23 protein-coding genes and 2 other annotated features are annotated in these 23,211 nt (G+C 33.4%); of the genes, 5 read left to right on the forward strand and 18 right to left on the reverse strand.

All coding sequences use genetic code 11. The features are described from left to right. Positions 1–312: 312 nt before the first annotated feature. The 15 genes from msrA to pcrA all read right to left on the reverse strand — a co-directional run bounded on the left by msrA (position 313) and on the right by pcrA (position 15,624). A complete protein-coding gene (msrA, locus tag GMA11_RS07700; RefSeq protein WP_163546589.1) occupies positions 313–837 on the reverse strand; it encodes a peptide-methionine (S)-S-oxide reductase MsrA in 525 nt (174 codons plus the stop codon). Positions 838–848: 11 nt separating this feature from the next. Next, a complete protein-coding gene (serS, locus tag GMA11_RS07705; protein ID WP_163546590.1) occupies positions 849–2,132 on the reverse strand; it encodes a serine--tRNA ligase in 1,284 nt (427 codons plus the stop codon). A gap of 74 nt (positions 2,133–2,206) precedes the next feature. Then, positions 2,207–2,435 (reverse strand) — a binding site (T-box leader). A gap of 60 nt (positions 2,436–2,495) precedes the next feature. Continuing rightward, on the reverse strand, positions 2,496–2,750 hold the full coding sequence (locus GMA11_RS07710; protein ID WP_163546591.1) for a post-transcriptional regulator: 255 nt from the start codon (positions 2,748–2,750) through the stop codon (positions 2,496–2,498). A gap of 2 nt (positions 2,751–2,752) precedes the next feature. Further along, positions 2,753–3,079: a preprotein translocase subunit YajC gene (gene yajC, locus GMA11_RS07715; RefSeq protein ID WP_163546592.1), complete on the reverse strand. Its 327-nt coding sequence runs from the start codon at positions 3,077–3,079 to the stop codon at positions 2,753–2,755. A gap of 12 nt (positions 3,080–3,091) precedes the next feature. Then, a complete protein-coding gene (tgt, locus tag GMA11_RS07720) occupies positions 3,092–4,237 on the reverse strand; it encodes a tRNA guanosine(34) transglycosylase Tgt (protein ID WP_163546593.1) in 1,146 nt (381 codons plus the stop codon). A gap of 1 nt (position 4,238) precedes the next feature. After that, a complete protein-coding gene (gatB, locus tag GMA11_RS07725) occupies positions 4,239–5,669 on the reverse strand; it encodes an Asp-tRNA(Asn)/Glu-tRNA(Gln) amidotransferase subunit GatB (protein ID WP_163546594.1) in 1,431 nt (476 codons plus the stop codon). A gap of 12 nt (positions 5,670–5,681) precedes the next feature. Then, a complete protein-coding gene (gene gatA / locus GMA11_RS07730; RefSeq protein WP_163546595.1) occupies positions 5,682–7,130 on the reverse strand; it encodes an Asp-tRNA(Asn)/Glu-tRNA(Gln) amidotransferase subunit GatA in 1,449 nt (482 codons plus the stop codon). Next, positions 7,130–7,432: an Asp-tRNA(Asn)/Glu-tRNA(Gln) amidotransferase subunit GatC gene (gene gatC, locus GMA11_RS07735; RefSeq protein WP_163546596.1), complete on the reverse strand. Its 303-nt coding sequence runs from the start codon at positions 7,430–7,432 to the stop codon at positions 7,130–7,132. The genes gatA and gatC overlap by 1 nt, the downstream gene beginning before the upstream one ends. 140 nt (positions 7,433–7,572) lie before the next feature. Continuing rightward, positions 7,573–8,250: a hypothetical protein gene (locus tag GMA11_RS07740; RefSeq protein ID WP_163546597.1), complete on the reverse strand. Its 678-nt coding sequence runs from the start codon at positions 8,248–8,250 to the stop codon at positions 7,573–7,575. Positions 8,251–8,262: 12 nt separating this feature from the next. After that, a complete protein-coding gene (locus tag GMA11_RS07745; RefSeq protein ID WP_163546598.1) occupies positions 8,263–8,931 on the reverse strand; it encodes a hypothetical protein in 669 nt (222 codons plus the stop codon). 1 nt (position 8,932) lies between these two features. Continuing rightward, positions 8,933–9,790 (reverse strand): ATP-binding cassette domain-containing protein, encoded by an 858-nt coding sequence (locus GMA11_RS07750; RefSeq protein ID WP_163546599.1) that lies wholly within the window; start codon positions 9,788–9,790, stop codon positions 8,933–8,935. Further along, a complete protein-coding gene (locus GMA11_RS07755) occupies positions 9,783–10,154 on the reverse strand; it encodes a GntR family transcriptional regulator (protein WP_163546600.1) in 372 nt (123 codons plus the stop codon). The genes GMA11_RS07750 and GMA11_RS07755 overlap by 8 nt, the downstream gene beginning before the upstream one ends. Before the next feature lie 158 nt (positions 10,155–10,312). Then, on the reverse strand, positions 10,313–11,368 hold the full coding sequence (locus tag GMA11_RS07760; RefSeq protein ID WP_163546601.1) for a CamS family sex pheromone protein: 1,056 nt from the start codon (positions 11,366–11,368) through the stop codon (positions 10,313–10,315). A gap of 3 nt (positions 11,369–11,371) precedes the next feature. Further along, the gene (ligA, locus tag GMA11_RS07765) at positions 11,372–13,384 is read right to left on the reverse strand and encodes an NAD-dependent DNA ligase LigA (protein ID WP_163546602.1); all 2,013 of its coding nucleotides are present in this window, start codon (positions 13,382–13,384) and stop codon (positions 11,372–11,374) included. A gap of 44 nt (positions 13,385–13,428) precedes the next feature. Further along, the gene (gene pcrA, locus GMA11_RS07770) at positions 13,429–15,624 is read right to left on the reverse strand and encodes a DNA helicase PcrA (RefSeq protein WP_163546603.1); all 2,196 of its coding nucleotides are present in this window, start codon (positions 15,622–15,624) and stop codon (positions 13,429–13,431) included. Between the two features lie 176 nt (positions 15,625–15,800). Here pcrA and GMA11_RS07775 point away from each other — a divergent pair, with 176 nt between their 5' ends. Next, complete coding sequence (locus GMA11_RS07775; protein ID WP_163546604.1) at positions 15,801–17,354, forward strand: ABC-F family ATP-binding cassette domain-containing protein; 1,554 nt, start codon at positions 15,801–15,803, stop codon at positions 17,352–17,354. Positions 17,355–17,406: 52 nt separating this feature from the next. On the opposite strand, the gene GMA11_RS07780 is transcribed toward GMA11_RS07775, so the two are convergent. The 3 genes from GMA11_RS07780 to GMA11_RS07790 are packed head-to-tail and all read right to left on the reverse strand — an operon-like array spanning position 17,407 to position 19,533. Next, the gene (locus tag GMA11_RS07780) at positions 17,407–17,766 is read right to left on the reverse strand and encodes a DUF1304 domain-containing protein (RefSeq protein ID WP_163546605.1); all 360 of its coding nucleotides are present in this window, start codon (positions 17,764–17,766) and stop codon (positions 17,407–17,409) included. Position 17,767: 1 nt separating this feature from the next. Next, complete coding sequence (locus GMA11_RS07785) at positions 17,768–18,199, reverse strand: MarR family winged helix-turn-helix transcriptional regulator (protein WP_163546606.1); 432 nt, start codon at positions 18,197–18,199, stop codon at positions 17,768–17,770. Positions 18,200–18,258: 59 nt separating this feature from the next. Continuing rightward, positions 18,259–19,533, reverse strand: a complete 1,275-nt coding sequence (locus GMA11_RS07790; RefSeq protein ID WP_163546607.1) for a serine hydrolase — start codon at positions 19,531–19,533, stop codon at positions 18,259–18,261. Between the two features lie 96 nt (positions 19,534–19,629). After that, positions 19,630–19,830 (forward strand) — a binding site (T-box leader). Positions 19,831–19,874: 44 nt separating this feature from the next. Between GMA11_RS07790 and tyrS the strand changes: the two genes are divergently transcribed. The 4 genes from tyrS to GMA11_RS07810 all read left to right on the forward strand — a co-directional run. Continuing rightward, positions 19,875–21,143 carry a tyrosine--tRNA ligase gene (tyrS, locus tag GMA11_RS07795; protein ID WP_163546608.1) on the forward strand — a complete coding sequence of 423 codons (1,269 nt, stop codon included), beginning with the start codon at positions 19,875–19,877 and terminating at the stop codon, positions 21,141–21,143. A gap of 215 nt (positions 21,144–21,358) precedes the next feature. Beyond that, a complete protein-coding gene (locus tag GMA11_RS07800; RefSeq protein ID WP_163546609.1) occupies positions 21,359–22,126 on the forward strand; it encodes a threonine/serine exporter ThrE family protein in 768 nt (255 codons plus the stop codon). Beyond that, the gene (locus GMA11_RS07805; protein ID WP_163546610.1) at positions 22,123–22,572 is read left to right on the forward strand and encodes a threonine/serine exporter family protein; all 450 of its coding nucleotides are present in this window, start codon (positions 22,123–22,125) and stop codon (positions 22,570–22,572) included. The genes GMA11_RS07800 and GMA11_RS07805 overlap by 4 nt, the downstream gene beginning before the upstream one ends. Positions 22,573–22,858: 286 nt before the next feature. Next, positions 22,859–23,211, forward strand: a 353-nt coding sequence (locus GMA11_RS07810) for a transposase (RefSeq protein WP_163546351.1), incomplete at its 3' end; no start/stop codon positions are given.

Here is a 23,211-nt window from a genome sequence, read left to right on the forward strand (position 1 = left end):
CGACTGTTTTCAGTCGTTTTGTCGTCCCTTGCGACGACTTATACATCATACCAACACACCTTTTTTTTGTCAACACCTTTTTCAAACTTTTTTTCTTTTTTTTCAAACTTTTTTATTTCCCCCGTCAGATCAACGTTTTTGGCACTTATCTCTTTTCTGTTACCATTAACCACTTGTGATTTGTAAGTGAAAAACACATACTTTAAACTACTATAATTTATATTTTGTTCTTTATAAACAGATATTTTTCAATAGAAATTCACCTTTTTTATCTTTTTACTCCTAATGTAAAAAGAAAAAGTAGACGTACATCTACTTTTTCCAATGTGCTTCTATAAAATCTTCTCGCCCGGATTCTTCATGAGATTGTTTGTAGCGTTCAGGTGATTTTTTATAAAAATCTTGATGATACTCTTCTGCTAAATAAAAGTTTTTAAACGGTTCGATTGCCGTTACAATCGGTTTGTCAAAGCGTCCACTTTCTTCTAGTCGTTTTTTGGAAAGTTCAGCCAATTCTTTTTGATCTTGTGTGTGATAAAAAATAACCGGTCTGTAAGAACTCCCTCTATCAACAAACTGTCCAAACGCATCCGTTGGATCTGTTAGTTGCCAATAAATGTCTAATAAGGTTTCATAAGGCATGATGTCGGCATCAAACTCTATTTGCACAACTTCCGCATGTCCGGTCAGCTGATGTTTAACATCTTCATATTTTGGGTTTTCAACATCTCCACCAGCATATCCTGATACTACTGATATAACGCCTGCTCTTGTGTCAAAAGGTTCTACCATACACCAAAAGCATCCCCCACCAAATGTTGCAATTTGTTTATTCATTATATACTCCTTTATATTTTTTCGATTTTTTCAATACCACCCATGTATTGCACAAGTGCTTTTGGTACTGTAACACTACCGTCTTCATTTTGGTAATTTTCTAAAATAGCAGCTACAGTACGTCCAACGGCTAGACCAGAGCCATTTAATGTGTGAGCGTAATCTACTTTCCCTGTTTCTTCGTTTCTAAAGCGAATTTTAGCACGACGTGCTTGGAAATCACCACAGTTTGAGCATGAACTAATCTCACGGTATGTGTCTTGCGCAGGAATCCATACTTCTAAGTCGTATGTTTTTGCCGCTGAGAATCCCATGTCACCTGTGCATAATGCTAATACTCGGTATGGTAATTCTAAACCTTTTAAAATCGCCTCTGCATCAACTGTCATTTTTTCTAATTCATCGTATGATGTGTCTGGATGAGAGAATTTAACCATTTCAACTTTATGGAATTGGTGCAAGCGAATCAATCCTCTTGTATCACGTCCCGCACTTCCTGCTTCTGAACGGAATGATGGGCTTAACGCCGTGAAGTACACTGGTAATTGTGTTTCTTTTAAAATTTCATCACGATAATAATTTGTTAAAGGTACTTCTGCTGTTGGAATCAATGTCAAATCACGTTCATCTGTTAACTGGAACACATCTTCTTTAAACTTAGGAAATTGTCCTGTCCCAAACATTGATGCTGCATTCACAATGTAAGGTGTTACCATTTCTGTGTATCCTTGTTCATAAATATGCATGTCTAACATATAGTTGTAGCACGCACGTTCTAATCGAGCACCCAGCCCTTTATAGAATACAAATCGACTACCTGATACTTTTGCTCCTCTTTCAAAGTCTAAAATACCTAAATTTTCTGCAACTTCCCAGTGGGCTTTTGGTTCAAAACCAAATGTTTTCGGTGTTCCCCAGCGACGTACTTCCACATTATCTTGTTCATCAGCTCCTACAGGCACACTACTATGAGGCATGTTTGGAATACGTACGAGCATATCTGTTAATTCTTCTTCGATGACAGCTAATCGTTCATCAATCGTTTTGATTTTCTCTCCAACTTCTTTCATTTCAGCGATTTTATCATCAGCATTTTCTTTGTTACGTTTTAGTTGTGCAATCAATTCTGATACTTCATTACGATGTTTTTTTAAATCTTCTGTTTGGACAATCAGTTCGCGACGTTCTTCGTCTAAGGCAATCAATGTATCAAAAATTTGTTCTTCGACACCTCTTGTTTTCCCTAGCTCTTTAAAAGTGGTCACATCTTCTCTAATTTGTTTAATATCTAACATATTTTTCTTCCTTTCTTTTTCGTTTTTGTTGTTTTGATTAAAATGCAAAAAATCCATTTCGTCCGTTGTCTTAGACAAGGGACGAAATGGATTGATTTCGCGGTACCACCCAGTTTCAAAGTAGTCATATCTACTTTGCACTCAACGGGATTTAACGGTCCCAAGCGAAACAATTTAGTCATATATAAATATGTTTTCAAAGTTTTGTTTTGATGTGTGGATTCACTATATCTCTTTACTAGTTCACAACAACCACTAGCTTTCTGAAAAAGATTCTATAATTACTAGTCACATCACATTTGATTTATTTGTTCTTATTATATAAAACCGTCATCGTATTTTCAATATTTTTTAATGATTTTTTTAAAATAATTCTGAAAAATCAATATCCTCTAAAGTGGTAGATTGATTCGTTTGAATTTGCATTGTTCTAAAATCAAAATATTGGTTCGGTGTTAAACGTACAATGGCATTCACTTGTTCTGTATAAAAATTTGGTGTTTTTCTTTTCCAAGCAAACTCAAAAAAGAACGATGCAATGTCAGTAGACGTCACTTGGTCATATCCTAAACGGTGAAATTGTTTAGCTTTTAGTTGAAACCACTCTTCTAATACCATGTTTACTCTGCCGTTGTTTCTTCTTCAACTTCAACATCATCACGTGGTTGTAAGTCTTCTACTGAAACAGTTGAGGTTGAAACAACACGTCCGATTGCACGGCGTTCAAATGTTAAATACACACCTTCACAATCAAGAACGACTGTATCGTCGTTTAATTCTTCTACAACTCCATGTAAACCACCGATTGTGACAATTTCAGTTCCTTTTTGAATTGAATTCATCATTTCTTGCATTGCTTGCATACGTTTTTTTTGTGTTCTTGACATGAAAAACATCATACCACCAACAATAATAATCATTGGTAAAAAATTTAATAATCCTTCCATTTTTATGCTCCTTTAGAAATTTTTAGGGTTTTCTACATTTAGTCCATACTCTTCGAAAAATGCTTGCTTAAATTCAAGCAAATTATCGTCCATGATGGCTTGTCTTACTTGTTTCATCAAATTTAACAAGAAATACAAATTATGATAACTTGTTAGGCGTAATCCAAATGTTTCATCTGCTTTAAACAAATGACGGACGTACGCTCTTGTGTAGTTTCTACATGTGTAACATTGGCATTTTTCGTCAATCGGTCTGAAATCACGTTCGTAAACAGCGTTTTTGACAACTAGGCGTCCTTTACTTGTCATACATGTTCCATTTCTTGCGATACGTGTTGGTAATACGCAGTCGAACATGTCTACACCACGAATGACACCGTCAATCAATGCGTCGGGAGAACCAACACCCATTAAGTAACGTGGTTTATTTTCAGGCATGACGGGTGTTAAGTAATCTAACACATCATTCATTTCTTGTTTTGATTCACCTACGGATAAACCGCCGATGGAATATCCGGGAAAATCAAGTCCTATCATGTCTTTTGCATGTTGTAAACGTAAATCTTTATAACCGGCACCTTGCAAAATACCAAACAATCCTTGTCTATCTGGATTAGCATGGGCTTTCAGTCCACGTTCAGCCCATCTTGTTGTACGGTTAATCGATTTTTCAACATAGTCATGACTTTCATAAAATGGTGGGCATTCATCAAAACTCATCATAATATCTGGACCAAGTTTATTTTGAATATTGATTGCTTTTTCTGGCGATAAAAACATTTTAGAACCGTTTAAATGATTTCTAAAGTGTACACCTTCTTCTGTGATTTTTCTCATATCACTTAGTGAGAACACTTGGAAACCACCTGAATCGGTTAAAATACCTTGATTCCAGTTCATGAATTTGTGTAAACCACCTGCTTGTTCAACAATATCTTCTCCTGGTCTTAACCATAGATGATATGTGTTGCTTAGAATGATGCCAGCACCCATTTCTTTTAGTTCTTCTGGTGCTATACTTTTCACAGTCGCTAATGTCCCAACAGGCATGAACATGGGTGTTGGAAACGTCCCGTGAGGTGTAATGATTTCTCCTAATCTAGCACCTGTATGTTTTTCTTTTTTTATTAAACGATATTTAATCGCTGGTTCACTCATTTTATCTCTTTCCTAACTCTTCTAATAATAATGTATTCACAATAGTCGGATTCGCTTTTCCTTTTGTTTGTTTCATAATTTGTCCAACAAGGAAGCCAACCGCTCTATCTTTACCATTTTTGAAGTCTTCAATAGATTGCGCATTGTTATCTAAAATACTTTGAATAACAGGACGCAATACTGATGGATCACTTAATTGTACTAAGCCATTTTGTTCCACAACTTCTTTGGCATTACCACCTTTTTCTGCAAGTAATTTAAAGACAGTTTTTCCTAATTTAGAAGAAATTGTACCATCTTCAACTAACTGAATCATTCCGGCTAAGTTTTGAGGAGTTAGTTGAATAGTTGACAATTCTAGTTTAGCAGTATTTAAATAAGCTGAAACATCTCCCATTAACCAGTTAGATGCTTGTTTTGGATCTGCGCCTTCTTGCACAGTTGCTTCAAAGAAGTCTGACATTTCTTTTGTTAAAGTTAAGACCATTGCGTCATATTCAGGTAATCCATATTCAGTAACATATCTTTGACGTCGTTTTGCAGGCATTTCTGGGATGCTTTGGCGTACCGTTTCCACCCATTCATCTGAAATAGATAGATGTGGTAAATCTGGTTCTGGGAAGTAACGATAATCACTCGCTCCCTCTTTAACACGCATAAGCACCGTTTCTCCCGTTGCTTCATCGTAACGTCTTGTTTCTTGTTGAATAACACCACCAGAACGCAATACTTTTGCTTGACGTTTTTCTTCAAAAATTAGTCCTTTACGTACATTATTGAACGAATTTAAGTTTTTCAATTCTGTCTTTGTTCCAAACTCTTTTTGTCCGTAAGGTCGAATGGAAATATTCGCATCACATCTCATAGATCCTTCTTCCATTTTTACATCAGAAACACCGGTGTATAAAATAATTTGTCTTAATGCTTCTAAATAAGCATAAGCTTCTTCTGGTGAACGTAGATCAGCTTCAGATACAATTTCCACCAATGGAACACCTTGACGATTTAAGTCTACGTACGAATAGCCGTCTGTACCATGCGTGTTTTTCCCTGCATCCTCTTCTAAGTGCAAACGTTCAATACGGATTTTTTTCTTTTTACCTTTTACATCAATCTCAATCCAACCATCATGTCCTATTGGATAGTCGAACTGTGAAATTTGATAAGCCTTTGGATTATCTGGATAAAAATAGTTTTTACGGTCAAATTTTGTTTCTTGAGATATTTGGCAATTTAATGCTAGTGCAGCACGCATACCAAATTCTACTGCTTGTTTATTCAATGTTGGTAAAACACCTGGGTATCCCCAGTCAACCACATTTGTATTTGTATTCGGTTCTGCTCCAAAATGAGCCGGTGTTGGAGAGAACATTTTAGAATCTGTTTTTAATTCAACATGAACTTCAAGTCCAATTACTGTTTCAAAATTCATTTTTTACTCTCCTTATAGTACTGGTTTTTGTTTATAGTATTGTGTTTCTGTTTCAAATGCTTGTGCCACTTGATACAATGTTGCTTCATCATAGTAACGACCAATTAACTGCATACCAATTGGTAATCCATTTTTATCAAAACCTGCTGGCATGGATAAAGCTGGAACACCCGCTAAGTTTACTGGTACAGTTAATAAATCTGCCATGTACATAGCGATAGGATCATCTAAATGCTCTCCAATACCAAAGGCTGTTGTCGTTGTTGTTGGTCCTAAGATAACATCGTATTTTTCAAAAACATGTTCAAAGTCTTGTTTAATCAATGTTCTAATCTGACCTGCTTTTTTAAAGTAAGCATCGTAATAACCAGAACTTAATGAAAATGTTCCTAACATAATACGACGTTTTACTTCTGTTCCAAAACCTTCCGAACGGCTGTTGACATAAACATCTTCTAAATTAGATACATTTTCAGAACGATACCCATAGCGAATACCGTCAAAACGTTGTAAATTAGATGATGCTTCAGATGAAGCAATAATATAATATGCTGGAATACCATATTTAGAATGCGGTAAACTCACTTCTTCTACAATGGCACCTAATTGTCTATATATATCCGCCGCTTTTAAAATACTTTCACGAATTTCTTTGCTAATGCCTTCTTGTAAATATTCTGTTGGTAAAGCAATACGTAATCCTTTAACACTTGTTGCTAATTTTTCAGAAAAATCCGGAACAGCTAAAGCAGACGATGTAGAATCATGTTTATCTACCCCACTAATCGTTTGTAAAACAAGCGCATTGTCTTTAACCGTATGCGTCATTGGACCAATTTGATCTAAACTTGATGCAAATGCAATTAAACCATAGCGAGATACACGTCCATATGTTGGTTTCATTCCGATCAAGTTCGTGAATGCTGCTGGTTGACGGATACTTCCTCCTGTATCAGACCCTAGAGATGCTGGTACTTCTAAAGAGGCAACCGCCGCTGCAGAACCACCAGAAGAACCACCAGGAATTTTAGTTAAATCATATGGATTTTTTGTTTTGGCAAAGTACGATGTTTCTGTACTTCCACCCATGGCAAATTCATCCATATTTAATTTTCCGATTGTCACAGCACCCGCATGATTTAATTTTTCCATAACTGTCGCATTATAAATTGGTACAAAATCTTCTAGCATACGACTTGCTGCCGTTGTTTTTAAACCTTTTGTAACGATATTATCTTTAATACCAATTGGTAAGCCTTGCAAGGTAAAGTTATCTTTATCATACCCTTTTTCATCACTTTGTTTTGCTTGCTCTAAGGCTTGTTCTTTGTTTAACGCTAAAAATGCCTCAACTTTTCCGTCCACTTGTGCAATTCTATCGAAAGCACGTTCTGTCAATTCGACAGATGTGATCTCTTTATTGGCTAGAGCTGTATGCATCTCATGTAATGTTTCAAACATTATGCGTCACCTCCACCTTCTATCATTGCAGGTACTTTAATGAACCCATCTGCACCATTTGGAACATTTTCAAACAACTCTGTTCTATCGGTTCCTTGTTCTGCAATATCTTCTCTAAATACATTTACAACGGGATACCCATGTGTCGTAACAGGTACACCTGTTGTATCGACTTCGTTTAATTGTTCAACCATGTCAATGATATTACTTAATTTTTCAGTAAATCCTACTATTTCATTCTCTTTAAAAGACAATTTTGCTAGCTTGGCAACATGGTACACATCTTTTTCTGTAATCGCCATTAAATTCTTCCTTTCGATAGTTATACAAAATATAGTATACCATAAGTATTTTAGAAACACGAAACCAAAATACTTTATTTATCGTAAAATATGAGAAAACCCTCACAAAGAGAGGAGATTGCTCTCTTTGTGAGGATTTTTTATCTGATAAGTAGTTTTCGATTGATTATATAATAAATAGCTATTAACAAAGCATTCATACCGACTAAAAACACAGTCATATGAATAGCATTCATCACACCGTGTTGTATATCAAATAATATTATCATCCATTTTAACAACACTTCATGATAGTTCACTTCAGAACCAATAAAACCTATACCAAAACTAATGATAAGCAATGTATAAAATAAATAGTTACCGAATTTCACATATAAACTTCCCATTAAAATAGACACCATGGCAATTAAAAATGCTTCAAAAACTAAAATGACAACACCGCTAAATATGTACGTATGATGATAAACGGCACCATCTACATATATACGGATACCTAAGTTTTTTAAAATGAAGCCACTCACAACGACTAGTATAGACACGGTCATAATCATGGCTATTGCCACTAATAGCGTTGAGAAAAAGAGTTGTTTTCTTGTATATTGATTTCTCAACAAAAACTCAAAATAAGTTGCTACATTGTATCCTATAAAGAAAATACCCATTCCTAAAATACTCACAATATCTATTGTGAAATCTTGTAAGTAGTATCCTACTAAAAAATAAGAAATTAAAGCGAACGCACTTAATATACTCGATATTATTAGACTTATCTTTAATAGTTTAAGGAACTGAAAGAGGAATAATTGCTGTAGTTTCATACTTATTCTCCTTTATTTCATCACTATTTTTTTATTGATAGTTGCATTTATAAACATAAAACACGCAATCAATCCAAATACAATTTCGACAAGATTAAATGCATGAAAGGCTCCATTTTGAAAACCTGTTAAGCGAATGACTAAAATTACGATTGATTCTTTAAAAAAATACATGAGAATTTCGAGACTAACCGGTAAAGTAAACCACAGTATAACCGCTATTATCACAACTATTTTTTTATTGAATTTTAAATAGAGAAGCCCGATTAGCATACCAATTTGTGTCATCAAAATACCTAAACCAATATAAAATACTTTATCCAAAAAACCAAAAGTATTATAAAAAGAAAGAGCACTTTCATACGGACTGAGTTTATGTAAAGAAAACGCCAGTTGTTCAAAAATCAAATTTTGTGCATACATCATACAAGCCATAATACAAAATGTCGTACAAAAACTAATGTAGATTTGTTTTCGAGTGAATTGATTTGTTAAGAAAAAGGAATAATATTTTATCATTGTAGCACTTGCTATCAGTAATACCGTAATAGAAGTAGTACTCACTGATTTTAATGGAAAAGGAAAAGCAACAATCAATAATATGAATAAATAAGCAAATATAACACTCGCCCCATAGAATATTTGTTTTAAAAGAAACTTACTTGGTGCATGATATACCATCTTAAACAACTCCTTTATCTGTTAATTTCACAAATATTTTTTGTAAGTTAATTGCTGAAACAGTTAGCGTTTCAGGTAAATCATCTTCTACTGTACCTAATATATAAGCAACACTCAATGCTCCTATTGTGTCAATGTCTAAAACATTTTTACCAGCTGCATACTGTTGAACATCTTGTGTGTTTCCAGATATACTATATCCTCGTTCTAATAATGTATCGACATCTTCATCAAGGAGCACTCTTCCTTTATCAATAATAACAACGTGCTCTACCACATGTGCAATTTCTTCAATTAAATGTGTAGCAATAATAATGGTATGTGGTCTATCTTCATATCCTTGTAATAAAAGTTTATAAAATAATTCACGGTGATTGGCGTCTAATCCTAAAATAGGCTCATCATAAATAACATACGGCACATGATTGTTCATAGCTAAGACTAATTTCAAAATCGTTTGGTAACCTGTAGAAAGTTTAGAAACTTTTTTCTTGAGAGGTAGTCCAAATAATTCTGCGTGTTTTAAAGCTTTTTCTTTATCAAAATTAAGATGAAACTGCTGTGTCCAATGTAAAATTTCTTTGACTTTCATATCTTTGGGAAAAGTTGCCTCAGCACTCATGATATAAACATCTTTTAAAACATTCGCATTTTCTGTCAGCACTTCATTGTCGAGTAGTACAGTTCCCTCATCTGCAAATAATTGATTTGTAATAATTTTCATTAGTGTAGATTTACCAGCACCATTTCTACCTAATAAAGCATAAATTTTATCTTCTTGAAAAGTCATACTGACATTCTCTAATACAATAGATTTACCAAAATGTTTTTTGATATTTTTTACTTGAATACTATTCATGAGCAAATCCCTCCTTAATGACTGCAACAACTTCTTCTTGTGTCATGTTTAATTTTTTTGCTTCTTCGATAAACTGTTTTAATAATTTTTCTTTAAATATATCTTTTCTTTTTTTACGAATTTTGTCTTGAGCACCTATTTTTACAAACATTCCCATTCCCCTTTTTTTATACAATATGTCTTCTTCAACAAGTTTATTCATGCCTTTTAATACGGTATGTGGATTGATAGACAAAGATACCGACAATTCTGTAGTTGAGGGAACTTGTTGTTCTTCTTTTATGACACCCGTAAAAATTAAATTTTCTAACTGTTCTGCTATTTGCAAAAAAATTGGAATATTACTCGTTGGATTGATTTGCATATTGGACTCCTTTCTTTTTATTTATCACCCGTTTATTAGTTAGTCACTTAACTAACTAACCGTTTAACTAATTGTAGAATAGAAACTATAGTATGTCAATAGAAAAACAGTGGCTGACCCAATTATGATTTTTTGGGTCAACCACTGTAAAAGATTTATTAGTGCAACACAACGGAATGAAATACTGTTTCACCTTGTTTTTTATGAATAACGGCTTCTGTTCCACGAACAGATTCGACTTTGATTTTAACGTTGAGATTACTTGCGCTATATGCATTTGCTTTTTCAACTAAAAATTGTGTTAAAGCAATCATTTCAGACTGTCCATAAAATTGTGTTGTCACGGTTATATTCAATTCACTCATTGTGCCGTCAATAAATGTTGCTTCCCCTACAATCCCATTTAAGTTAGGGAAGAAGCTTTCAACAGATTTTTTAAAAGTAGAGAAAACACTGACATCATCTGTTTTATCATTATCTAAAGGAAATAGACGTTTTTCAACATTTACTGGTTTCCATTCAGATAAAGACACACCTGATTTAGATACGGCATAAGATAAGTACGAACCTCGTGAGGCGCCGTTATCAATAGATTGTTTGAATAAACCAATAAGGATAGGGATATTTCCCATGCCTTCTTTCGTTCTAATACGTTCAACAATTTTTGTTGCTGCTTCTTTTCCTAATTCTAATAAATTATTGTCCGATAATAGTGTATCGTTTACTTGCGGATTTAAGGCAATACCAATACTAACACCATTTAACTCATATCCATTATCTACTAAAAGCATATAATCCTGTTCTAAAATAGTTGAGATAGCTTTAGGTGTGTTAGATTTATTTAATCCATCTGGATTTTCTCCATTTTGAACTTGTAACCATTTTTGGATATCTTGATTTGGTAGGTATTGACCTTCTAAAAAATAATATTGATTCGCAGGAAATTGTATTTTAGATAAGTCAGTCAATCCTACTTCAAATTCAGCAATATTGACTGGTGTTAATAATGTCAATGATGCTCCTCTTGTTTTTGATGTCGGATATTTCCCGTCTAATAATATCATTTTATAGTCATTAGCATTATCACTATTATTTGTCACAACAACATTTCCTTCATCGGAGACTTTTTGTGTTTGAGGTGTACTGTTATTTTTAGCACATCCAACAAGGACAAAAAGAAACGCAATTAGCAGTGCTTTTTTATAAAATTTCACTCATTATCCACCTATACTTTCTATATGTTCTTCAATTAAACGATGTAAATCATCTTCACTCCATACTAAAATATTTAGCGCTTTTGCTTTTTCTAACTTACTACCGGCATCTTCTCCTGCAATGACAATATCTGTTTTAGCAGATACACTTCCTGTCACTTTTCCACCTAATTTAACAATGTACTCAGACGCCTGTGTTCTTGTGAAACGTTCTAATTTCCCTGTTAAAACAACTGTTTTATCTGTTAGGACACTTTGTGCAACATCTGACTTTTGAATACCTGTATACGTCATATTCACATGTGCTTTTTCTAGTTTCTCTAATAATACATGCACTTCTGGAAGTTTAAAATATGTCACAACGCTTTCTGCAATAACCATACCTATGCCATCAATCGCAACTAATTCTTCGATGGTGGCTTGTCGCAAAGCTTGTATACTCCCAAAAGCACTTGATAATTGTTGTGCTTGTTTACTACCAACATGACGAATACCTAATCCAAATACTAATTTTTCCATTGAGTGATGACGACTATTGTCGATAGACGTTAATAAATTAGTTGCTGTTTTTTCTTGTACTTTATCCAATTCTAATAATTGTTCAAGTGTCAAATAGTATAAGTCTGCAACATCTTCAATCAAATGTGCATCAAATATTTTTGCACTGATTTTTGTACCCATACCTAATATTGCCATGGCTTGTCGTGAAACGAAGTGAGAAACACCTTCTTTAATTTGAGCAGCACAGTGTGGATTGATACAACGCAAAGCTACTTCATCTTGTAAATGAACAAGTTGACTTTGACATTCTGGACAATGTGTAGGTATATCGTATACCGCTGATTGTTTCGGTCTTTTTTCTAATAGTACGGTTTTAATTTCAGGTATAATATCGCCTGCTTTATGTAAGATAACAGTATCCCCTAGACGAATATCTTTTTCTTTCAATAAGTCAACATTATGCAAACTGGCACGTTGCACAGTTGAACCTGCAACAAAAACAGGTTCCATAATGGCTGTTGGCGTCACAACGCCTGTTCTGCCGACAGTCCATTGAATATCGAGTATTTTTGTTTGCACTTCTTCTGCCGGAAATTTATAGGCAATCGCCCATTTTGGAGCTTTTACTGTATAACCTATTTCTTCTCGTTGTTGGAAATCATTGACTTTAATGACAATACCATCAATATCATACGGTAAATTTTGTCGTTCTTGGCTAATCGTTTCTATGTATGACCAAACATCATCAATCGAACGATATATTTTTGTTTCTGGATTAATTTTTAAACCAACTTGTTTTAGTGCTTGTAACAATTGTTCTTGTGTGTCAATACTAGGAATATCTCCACCATATAGGAATACATCTAATTGCCTTTTTGCCGTAATGGCACTGTCCAACTGTCTAAGACTTCCCGCTGCTGCATTGCGTGGATTGGCAAAAATTGGCTCTCCTAATAATTCACGTTGTTCATTTAAAGAAACAAATGCACTTTTAGGCATAAAACATTCTCCACGTGCCTCTAATGTGATATTTTCTTGCAACTTTAAAGGAATAGATGAAATGGTTTTTAAATTTTGCGTAATGTCTTCACCAATGCGCCCATCTCCTCTTGTTGCTCCCGTCACGAATTTTCCATTAATATATTTTAACGAGATAGCTAAACCATCAATTTTCAACTCACAAGTATAGGCAACTTCTTGATGAATACTATCTTTTATACGTTTGTCAAATTGTATTAAGTCTTCTTTACTAAAAGCATTTGACAAGCTTAACATCGGTGTATCATGCTCTATTTTTTGAAAACCTTGTAAAATCACACCTCCTACTTTTTGTGTAGGGGAGTCTTCTGTTATAAATTCTGGATTTTCTTTTTCTAACGCCACTAATTCTTTGTATAAAGCATCATAATCAGAGTCACTTATTGTTGGATTATCTAAAACATAATATTGATAATTATGTTTTTGTATCACCGTCCGCAGCTCTTCAATACGTTTTTTTGCTATTTGATTAGCCATTGTATACTCCTCGTCTTATAAAATTATCAAAGTAAAAGATAAATTTAGATTTTTTCAACTGGTGCAAATGCTGCTAACAGTGTCTTAATGCCTTGGTTTTCAAATGCAATATCTATTGTTGTATCTACATCTTTACCACTAATTCGCACAACTCTACCAATACCCCATTTTGCATGTTTTACTTTATCACCAACACTAAATTGTCGGTTCTCTTGCGTCACAACTTTCTTTTGTACAAAAGGTACTTTAAATGGTTTTGTTATCGTTGTTTGTGGTGTTATATTTTCAGGTACATCAACATACACATCGCTAATCTCTTCTAAAAAGCGTGAAGCTCTATTTCGTTTAACATCACCATATAGCAATCTAGAACTGGCATGTGTCAGAAATAATTTTTTCTCTGCCCGAGTCATCCCAACATACATCAAGCGTCTTTCTTCTTCTATATCTTCTTCAAACACACTTCTACTTGAAGGAAAAATAGTTTCTTCCATACCCACTATAAAGACAACTGGAAATTCTAATCCTTTAGCTGCATGTAGTGTCATCAATGTGACATAATGCTCATTTGTTTCATCTTCTTCAAGCGTCCCGTCCAAAGCAAAATCGGACAAAAAACGCGTTAATGGAGAAATTACTTCTTCTATATCTTCTAAATTTTCTGTTTGTAATTGTTCATCAAATGTTTTGGTAACAGACTTAAATTCTTGAATATTTTCTAGTCTTGCTTGAGCTTCTAGTGTCCCTTCCATTTCAAGACATTCAGTATATCCTGATTTTTCTAGTAACATATCTAATAATTGTGTTATCGTCGATTCTTCCAATGCTATTTGGCATTTTTTAATAAGCGTTACAAAAGATAAAATCCCATTTTTTGCCTTTGTGCCTAAACCAGTTTCTTCCAAGTGCTCTGTTGCTTCAAAAAGAGAATAATTACGTTCTCTTGCAAAACTAGCTAATTTTTCCAAGCTCGTTTTCCCAACACTACGCTTAGGTACATTCACAACTCTCTCAAAACTCAAATCGTCTTTTGGATTATCAATCAAACGTAAATACGCTAAAATATCTTTGATTTCTAATCTATCATAGAATCGTAATCCCCCGTAAATTTTATAAGGTATAGCGTATTGCATAAATGCTTCTTCAAGAGAACGAGATTGTGCATTGGTACGATATAATACAGCTATATCATTATATTTTGATACATACACTTTTTCTGTTTGTAATTGCTTAATTTTTTGAGCAACATAACTCGCTTCATCTTTTTCTGAAAAGGCATTGTAAAGTGTAATCGTATCTCCTGTATCATTTTGTGTCCATAATGTTTTAGCGACACGCTCTTGATTATTATCTATTACATTATTCGCTGCATTTAAAATGGTTTTAGTGGAACGATAATTTTGTTCCAGTAAAACTGTTTTTGCATTTGGAAAGTCTTTTTCAAAATTTAAAATATTGCTCATGTCAGCACCACGCCAACCATAAATACTTTGATCGGCATCCCCAACAACACAAATATTTTTAAAATAACGGCTTAATTGTCTAACTAATGTATACTGTGTTTTATTCGTATCTTGATACTCGTCAACATGAATATAGTGGAATTTTTGTTGATAATAACTCAATACATCAGGATATTGTTCAAATAATTCCACAGTTTTCATAATTAGGTCATCAAAATCAAACAACTGATTTTTCATCAGCAAGTTTTGATAATCTTGATAACAGTCTGCAATAACATCCTCAAACCACGTAGATGCTTCCTCTTTCATCCTTTCGGGTGTTAATAATTGGTTTTTTGCATCACTAATAACAGAAAGTAATACTTTTTCATTTACCTTTTTTGGATCGTATCCTCTTTCTTTGATAACACGTTTCATCAATGTTTTTTGTTCACTTGTATCGGCAATAGAAAATTGACGAGAATAGCCAATCAGTTCTGCTTCTCGTCTTAAAATACGTACGCACATGGAGTGAAATGTCGATACCCACATATCACGGGTCACATGTCCTACTAATAACTCTAATCTCTCTTTCATTTCTTTTGCGGCTTTATTTGTGAATGTAATGGCTAAAATATTCCACGGATTGATATGTTTTTCTTCCACCAAATAGGCAATACGATGTGTTAAAACACGTGTTTTTCCGCTACCAGCACCCGCCATAATCAGTAATGGTCCTTCTGTATGTTGAACAGCTTCTTTTTGACGTTCGTTCATTTTTTCAAGTAATTTACTCATCTATCTATCCTTTGTCATAAGACTATATTCTTCTAAAAAGTATACCAAAATTCATAGGGTAATACTAGTAAACACGTCGATGTCTAATAGAAAAATAGATTTCTTAGTATTTTTTCTTGCGAGAGTTTTTTCATTTTTATATAATACGCATATTGAGTAAAGAAAAGGAGTTATCCATGAGTATATTAAACGTTGAACATTTAACACATGGTTTTGGGGATCGTGCTATTTTTGATGATGTATCATTTCGATTATTAAAAGGGGAACATATTGGTCTAATAGGTGCGAATGGAGAAGGAAAATCTACATTTATGAATATTATCACGGGGAAATTACAACCCGATGAAGGAAAAGTCGAATGGTCAAAGCGTGTACGTGTTGGTTATTTAGACCAGCATACTGTTTTAGAACAGGGAATGAGTATTCGTCAAGTACTACAAAGCGCATTTGAACACTTGTATGACATTGAAACAAGAATAAACGACATCTATATGGAAATGGCAAATGAGAATGCTGATATGGATAGCTTAATGGAAGAAGTAGGTGAACTTCAAGAATTGCTAGAGCATCATGACTTTTATATTATTGATGCAAAAGTTGAAGAAGTTGCTCGTGCTCTTGGTATTAGTGCATTCGGTTTAGACTCTGATGTAACAGAACTAAGTGGTGGTCAACGTACAAAAATTTTGCTGGCAAAATTACTTTTGGAAAAACCTGATATTTTATTATTAGACGAGCCTACAAACTATTTAGATGCCGAGCATATTGAATGGCTCCGTAGATATTTACAAGAATACGAAAATGCGTTTATTTTAATTTCTCATGATATTCCATTTTTAAATAGTGTTATCAATTTAATTTATCACATGGATAACCAGTCTTTAACACGTTATGTTGGAGATTATGATAAATTCCAAGAAGTATATGCTATGAAAAAAGCACAAATTGAGGCAGCCTATAATCGTCAACAAAAAGAAATTGCAGACTTAAAAGATTTTGTTGCACGTAATAAAGCACGCGTATCGACACGTAATATGGCTATGTCGCGTCAAAAAAAATTAGATAAAATGGATAAAATCGAACTAGTTCAAGAAAAACCAAAACCGTCTTTTCATTTCCTACCCGCTAGAACTCCTGGACGTTTTATTTTTCAAGCAGAAAATCTTGTTATCGGCTACGATACACCTTTAACACAACCTTTAAACTTAACAATGGAACGTGGACAAAAAATTGCAATTATTGGTTCAAATGGTATCGGGAAAACAACATTGTTAAAAAGTTTGTTAGGGCTTATTCAAACTCTTGAGGGGAAAGTTGAAAAAGGAGAATTTTTAGAGATAGGTTACTTTGAACAAGAAATGTCTGGAGATTTATCTAAAACATGCCTAAATGAAATATGGGACACATTCCCTTATTTAAATCAAGCTGAAGTGAGAGCTGCTCTTGCAAAATGTGGCTTAACAACAAAACACATCGAAAGTCAAGTACGTGTTTTAAGTGGAGGAGAACAAGCAAAAGTGCGCTTATGTAAACTGCAAAATCAAGAAAGTAATGTACTCATTTTAGATGAACCAACCAATCACTTAGATGTAGATGCTAAAGAAGAATTAAAACGAGCATTAAAAGAATATAAAGGAAGTATTTTAATGGTGTGCCATGAACCAGAGTTTTACGAAGGACTTGTCACAGATATTTGGGACTTTTCAAAATACTCCGTAAAACGTGGGTAATTGTATATCAAAAAGAGATAAATCTGTTATCGATTTATCTCTTTTGATGTATTTAAAAGAATAAACTTAATAAAGCAAGTATAGGTAGTCCTCCTTGCTTTAATATAATGGATTTTTGTGAAGTAAATCCTCCATAAAGGGCACATATAAAGATATACACAAGAATAATGGCACTGATTTCAATAGCATTTTTAGAAAATAAAGTAGCGTACAATAAAACGACTCCAAGTAATCCATTATAAATACCTTGATTTTTAAACAATGTCTTAACTGTACTTCCTTTTAATTCCTCTTGTGAAATATTGAAAACACGAGATGTATTTTTAGAATCTGTCACAATCGTTTCTAAATACATAATATAAAAACATTCTAGGGCCGTTAAAACAACTAAAATGATTGATAAAATAGACATGCTATTCCTCCGTTATAGTATTTAAGCTATCATCAAGTTTCCTTAATAAATCTACTGTTTGATGAAGATCAGATTGTGTAAAACTTTCATCAATAGCTTTTTGTAATAGAGTTTGATGCTCATGACATTTTTCAATGCTTTTTCTTGCTTTATCTGTTAAATGCACTAAAACTTCTCGGTTATTTTCAGGATTTCTTTTTCTAGTGACATAACCTTTTTCCTCTAACACTTTCAAATGTCGTGTAACGGCGGCTGAATCAATTTGTAAATGTTCTTGAAGTCTATTTTGTGAACAACCATTATTTTGGCTAATTTCCATAACCATTTCATATCTTGTTAAACTAAAACCTGTTACATGTTCAAATAATTGCGTTATTTTTTGATCGAGTAATTTAATTTGATAAAACAACTGACTCATTTCTCTTAATGACATCACATCACCTCTTTTATGTAGTTTACCAAACGATAGTTGATTAGTCAATTATTGATTTATCAAAGGTGCTTCTTTATGATTATAACAACAACTAAAATAAGTACTAAAATACTTACGAATAAAATAAATAGTATATCGAGTGGTTGCTCTATAATCTCTTGAACAAAACCTAGTTGTTTTATTGGAAAACGGATTGGTTCACCAATATATCCTAACGGAGCATCATAGACGACTGTATTCTCCTTTAAATAAATATTTCCTAGCCTATCTTTTTTGACAAATACACTAAACGATTTATCCAATTCTATTTTTGTATTGTGAATGGTGTGTGTTCCTACTGGTAATAATTCTGTTTCTTCATATTCACGATACACATGGCTTGCTAGAGCATTTGCTATTTTGTGCCGTGCATATTTATCTTCTTCATTATCCCACTTTCCTACACCTAATACGACTTCAATCAATCGTTTGTTTCCACGTTTAACTGTTTGAATATAATTTAATTGTGCTCCCGGACTAGAACCTGTTTTTAAGCCGTCTACACCTTCAAAAAAAGTCCCTCCTTGTTGTAATGACACATTTGTATTTGTTAGCAACTCTGCATAAGGTGTTTTCTCATTAACGATAACTTCATAATACTTCGTATATTCTAAAATCTCTTCATGCTCTTGCAATAAAGAAAAACATAAACGTGCTAAATCTTGCGCCGTAGATTGACTAGGCATTGATTCATCGTAATGCGGGGTATGAATAAAGTCTTGAAAATCGTGTGTAATAGCTCCAGTAGGATTTGTAAAAGAAGTCTTTAACATACCTAATTTTTTTGCTTTTTGATTCATTTGATCAATGAACAATGATATATCATTATTTGTGACAGCTTTTGCTAGCATAATCGTAGCAACATTAGAGGAACTCATTAAAGACATGAATAGTAAATCTTCAATACTATATGCTCGATTTTTGACGATTGTTGTATTACTTAATAAATAAATTTGACTTATTTTTTCATCTTCTTCTGTTGCATAAAGAATGGTGTCTTTTGTGAATTGTCCACTCTTCATTGCATCTAACACTAAATAAACGGTCATCAATTTAGCTAAACTCGCTGTTTCCCAAATTTTTTCAGAATTTTCTTCAAACAAAATTTGTCCCGTATCTGCATCTACAACAAGTGCAGATACGGGTACTTGTTGCGATGTCAGACCTTCTTGTTTAACAATATCTACCAAAGAAATCTGTTGATGTGCCAATGTGATTGAAAGCGAAGAAATGATATAAATAACGCAAGTACATACTAAAAATAATTTAAAAAATATCCTTTTTTTACTAGACATATAACCCTCCCACAACTGTATTATACACTTAATACAGTTGTGGAGCAAGAATTTTTCTTGACACACTTTTATCGCTTTGTTATAATCGTGTCAATATTATAAGCGATGAAAAAGATAGTAGTTTATTGATCGTGTCTTGAAGAGAGTTAGCGTTGGGTGAAAGCTAATACAATCAATAAGTGAAGTACACTTTGGAGCTACTTGTGTGAACAAGCGTTTAACAAGCGATAATTGTACGAGTGATTTGTTTTATAAACAAATAATTTGGGTGGTAACACGGTATTAATCGTCCCTAGTCCTTTGGATTAGGGACGTTTATTTATGTTTTAGGAGGTTTTTATATGTCAATTATTCAAGATTTAGCATGGAGAGGTGCTATCAATCAACAAACAGATGAGAAAGGTTTAGAAGAGCTTACGAATAAACAAAAAATTGCTGTTTATTGCGGTGTCGATCCGACAGGTGATAGCATGCATATTGGTCACTTAATTCCATTTATGATTTTACGTCGCTTTCAATTAGCAGGACATCAACCCGTTATTTTAATTGGTGGTGCAACTGGTTCTATTGGTGATCCTAGTGGTCGTACGAGCGAACGTCAGTTACAGTCTATGGAAACTGTACAAAAAAATGTTGAAAAATTAACGGCTCAAATGAAAAAATTATTTGTAACATCTGATGAAGATAAATCAGCTGTTAAGTTCGTTAATAATCATGATTGGACAAAAGATTTATCATTATTAGATTTTTTACGTGATTTCGGTAAACATTTTAATGTGAATACAATGCTTTCTAAAGATATTGTGGCAAGTCGTTTAGAAACTGGGATTTCATTTACTGAATTTTCGTACCAAATTTTACAATCTATGGACTTTTTACATCTATTTGAACATGAGAATGTCCAACTACAAATTGGTGGTGCTGATCAATGGGGAAATATTACAGCAGGACTTGAATTGATTCGTAAGAAAAAAGGTCACGAAGCTCAAGCATATGGATTAACTATTCCTTTAATGTTAAAATCTGACGGTACTAAATTTGGAAAAACAGCTGGTGGTGCTGTATGGTTAGATCCCGAAAAAACAACTCCTTATGAATTTTATCAATTTTGGTTAAATCAAGATGACCGTGATGTTATCAAATATTTAAAATACTTCACTTTCCTGTCTAAAGAAGAAATTGAAACATTGGAACATTGTGTTGAAACAGAACCTCATAAAAGAGAAGCTCAAAAACGTTTGGCTGAAGAAGTCACACTCTTCGTTCATGGAGAGCAAGCTTTAAAAGACGCCTTAAAAATTTCACAAGCTCTATTTTCTGGAGATATTAAAACATTAAATGCTTCAGAAATTGAACAAGGTTTTAAAAATATGCCTACATTTGAAACGACTACACCTAATGCTAATTTCGCAGAGTGGTTAGTTGATATTGGTATCGAACCTAGTCGTCGTCAATCACGTGAAGATATTAAAAATGGTGCGATTACCTTGAATGGTGAAAAAATAACCGATATTGACTTTACTATTACAGGTGAATATTCTTTTGAAGAAAAATTTATTATTATTCGTCGTGGTAAAAAGCATTACTTCTTAATAAAATTAGTGAAATAAAGATTATAGAACTACCCTCAAAATAATTTAAACGAGATGGATTGATTCCACAAACAATCAGTTCATCTCGTTATTTTTAATTTCTTTACAAACGTATATAATCCTTATTCTGTATGATATATATTCTTCATTTAACTGATCTTTATCTTTGTTCTTCATTGACGACATGTGTGAACAACTTTATAATAAAGAAAAAAACTAGAGAGGCTTGCATCGTGGACTATAAAAAAATTGCAGATATAGCATTATTAGCTGGAAAAATCATGTTAGAGAGCAATGCTGAAACATATCGTGTTGAAGAAACAGTCGAACATATTTTAAAACTGTCGTTATTAGAACATACTGAAGCATTTGTTCTACCTACTGGCATTATGATTACATTAGATGATACAAGTATTAAGGCTATCTCATTGATACATAGGGTGAAAACAAGAACAACTGATTTAAGGAAAATCCATAAAGTAAACGATATTTCTAGAAATTTATGTGCAAATAGATTATCAATCGAGGATGCTTATGAACAATTAACAACACTTGATGAACAAGAATATAGTCAGTTATCAATAGATATTGCAACATTAATTTTAGCCATTGGATTTACTATTATGTTAGGTGGAAATATATATGACAGTACTGTAACATTATTAAATGCAATTTTTCTTGTTCTTATTTTTAGAGTGGGGCGTTTTTTAAAATCTACAACTTTTTTCTCAAACGTGATCGCCTCTATTATTGCCGCAATTATTGGGACTATTTTCGTGAAACAATTTCCTCATCATTTGTCATTAGACGCCATCATGGTAGGTAGTATCATGCCAATGGTACCAGGAACAATTATTACAAATGCCATTCGAGATACATTCCACGGTGATTATTTATCTGGCTTTGCAAGATGTGCAGAAGCTGTTATCATTGCTCTTTCTATTGCGTTAGGAGTAGCCGTAGGGCTTATTTTATCAGGAGGAGGGAACTTAATTTCATGATGTCGTTAATTGTTGCGATTATATCGTCCTTTGTTGCTGTATATGCGGGAGCTATCATGATTAATGCTCCTAAAAAATTTCTTATCCCTGCAGGAATAGGTGGACTTATTTGTTGGATTGCATATTTTTTATTACTCCCAATAACTGGTATGCTAGCCAACTTCTATGCCAGTTTACTCGTTGCACTATACAGTCAACTCATGGCTCGTGTTTACAAAACACCTGTAACAATGTTTTTTATTCCGGGTTTTTTACCAATAGTACCTGGACTAGCTATTTTTAGATGTGTTTATTTTTACATCAGTGGAAATGCTATAAAATTTAATCAATATTTATCAGAAACCATTCAAATTGCGACGTTAATTGCTTTAGCTATTTTTATTATTGATGCATTATTCAAATCAAATAAACGTATTGTTAGTCTATATAAAAAACAAAAAAAATAGGCTCTTCGTCAAATCTTATTGGTGGGACTCTACTTCCTCTAATAAGATTGATTATAGAACCAAAAATAACCGTATGCACGGTTATTTTTCAGACTGTTGACAAATTAAAATGTCGACAGTCTTTTTTCGTATCAGACGTTAAGTTGTACGGCTTACCACGATGTACACGATACATCGCTCGTTCTCTACTACGTGCGAGAACGAAGCCATTCGTACCACAACGTCTGATACGATAATAACGCTTAAAAGTGGTATAATAGAGATAAGAAAAAGGAGGGAAAAATCTATGTTTTATAAAGAAACTCACCCAAATGATGAAATCATATTAAACACATTGTCCGAATTAGTACCAAAAGACCATTTACTACGTAAAATTGATAAATCAATTGATTTCAACTTTATTTATGAGATTACTTCTCCCTATTATAGTCATACCAACGGTCGCAATAGTTTAGACCCTGTTGTTTTATTTAAATTGGTCTTTTTAAAAGATATTTATGGCATTAAATCCATGCGAGAAACCATTAAACGTGTCGAAACGGATGTAGCGTTTAGATGGTTTTTAAACCTCCCTTTCTCTAAACCTACCCCACATTATTCTACTTTCTCTCAAAATTATATTCGCCGTTTTCAAGGTAC

The sequence above is a fragment of the Granulicatella sp. zg-ZJ genome (assembly GCF_010892355.1).
Taxonomy (GTDB): Bacteria; Bacillota; Bacilli; order Lactobacillales; family Aerococcaceae; genus WM01.